General features: G+C 63.7%; 2 protein-coding genes. Both read right to left on the bottom strand.

What is annotated here, in order from left to right; translation table 11 throughout:
- Window positions 1-1267, bottom strand: a 1267-nt coding sequence (locus FNJ47_RS45810) for a cbb3-type cytochrome c oxidase subunit I (RefSeq protein ID WP_163163341.1), incomplete at its 3' end; no start/stop codon positions are given.
- Window positions 1257-1820, bottom strand: coding sequence for a cupredoxin domain-containing protein (locus tag FNJ47_RS45805; protein WP_163163339.1), 564 nt, complete (start codon window positions 1818-1820; stop codon window positions 1257-1259). The genes FNJ47_RS45805 and FNJ47_RS45810, both read right to left, overlap by 11 nt.
- Between the last annotated feature and the right edge of the window lie 102 nt (window positions 1821-1922).

Genomic DNA, 1922 nt, shown 5'->3' with positions numbered 1-1922 from the left:
CGACATAGTGCCACGGGAAGGTGGTCACGATCATGCCGATGAACCACAGCCAGAGCTGGGTACGCATCAGGCCAAAACTGTCCAGCGCACGGCCGGTCAGATGCGGCCACAGATCGTAGGCGATGGCAAAATACATAATGACGATGGCGCCGCCGAAGATCAGGTGGAAATGGCCGGTGATCCACTGCGTGTTGTGCACCGTGGCGTCGAGCTGATAGCTCATGTTGATCAGCCCGCCGGCGCCGCCGAAGCCGAGCATGACCAGCGACAGCGCTGTCGCCAGCATGATCGGATTGGACCATGGCAGCGACCTGATCCAGCCGAACGCGCCCTGCCCGCCGCGCAGGCGGCTTGCGATTTCCGCCGACGCGCAGATCGTGAACACGGTGAGCAGCGTCGGCAGCGCGACGAGGCCGGTGAACACCGAGTGCATGAACTTGATCCCGGCGCCGACCTGTGGATCGGCAAACAGGTGATGCACGCCGATCGGCATCGCCACCACGACGAACAGGATGAACGAGATCCGCGCCATCGCATCGCTGTAGAGCCGGCCGCCGATCGCACGCGGAAAGATCGTGTAATAGGCGATGTAGGTCGGGATCAGCCAGAAATAGACAATGGCATGCAGCGTCCACGAGAAGAACACGCGCGCCAGCCCGGCATCGATCGTGGATCTGAGCCCGAGCGCGACGGGCAGGATCAGGAACAGGATCTCGAGCGCCGCGCCGACCGCGGTCCAGGCCCACAGCAAGGAGCCCGCGACATTGGCGTACATCGCAAGCGGCACCGGCTTGCCCGGGTTCTCGCGCTTCCAGATCACGAAATTGATCACCATCAGCGCGACCCAGATCCATGAGCCGACCACGACCATGACGACGCCGATATAATAGAAGGGATTGCCGACCATCGGCGGATAGAAGGTGTAGAGCACCGAGGCGAGCCCGAGCGACACCGGGATCATCGCGACGACGGCACCGACGGCGACCAGGAGGAAGCCCGCCCAGGCCCAGCGCCGCCCAACCAGCGCCTTCTCCAGCGACGCTTCGGTGATCGCATAGCCGAATCCCATCGCGATCAGCGTCGGGAACACATACCCCATCGCCGAGCCATGCGCGGTGACCGAGCGATAGTAGAACTCCGGATTGAAATGCCAGGCGTTCAGCGGGCTGCGCACGAACATCTGCCAGGCGCCGAGCACCAGCGCCGCACCGAATACGATGAAGGCGAGCCAGAAATGCGCCGCGATCAGCCGCTTGTTAGTCAACACAGGTCAGCCTCCGCTTCGCCGCCGCCATGTCGCCGAATGTGGACTTGTCGACCACCTTGACCTTGCCCCACATGCCCTGGTGGCCGATGCCGCAGAATTCCTGGCACGGCATCACGTGATCGCCCGGCGCCTTGAAGCGCACCGGCAGGTCGGTGACGTAGCCCGGCACCAGCATCGTATTGATGTTGGTGCCCTCGATCAGGAAACCGTGGACGACATCCGCGCTGGTGGCGCGGAAGGTGATCGGAGTCTCCGCGGGCACCACGATGCATTGCGGTGTGAAGGAATATTGCTGGCCGATCGCGCGCACGGTGACCGAGCCGTCGGCCACCAGTTCGCTGCCGAGATTGCTCTCGATGAATTCGCCGGACAGATGCAACGTCTTGGGATCGGCGGTCTCTACCCGCCCCTGCGGCATCGTCGCCTGATGGATACCGATATAGGCCGCCATGCCGACCAGGACCCCGACGATGACAATCGACAGCGTCGCCCAACGCCGCTCGATCCGTGCGGCAACCGCCTCGCCGAGGCTATGGTCCGTCTCGGTCGCCATCAGGGAGCGCTCCGCGGCAGGAAGACCAGCAGATAGAATGCAAACCACAATCCGACCACGATAGCCGTCGCTATGCCCGCGATCGCGACCGCGCCGCCCGGA

Source organism: Bradyrhizobium uaiense, assembly GCF_010811875.1.
In the GTDB taxonomy this organism is placed as follows: Bacteria; Pseudomonadota; Alphaproteobacteria; order Rhizobiales; family Xanthobacteraceae; genus Bradyrhizobium; species Bradyrhizobium uaiense.
This window is presented reverse-complemented; position numbering and strand designations above follow the sequence as displayed.

Excerpts from the sequence above, each read along its gene's own strand:
- FNJ47_RS45805 (WP_163163339.1), bottom strand. The coding sequence starts at position 1,820 with ATGGCGACCGAGACGGACCATAGCCTCGGCGAGGCGGTTGCCGCACGG.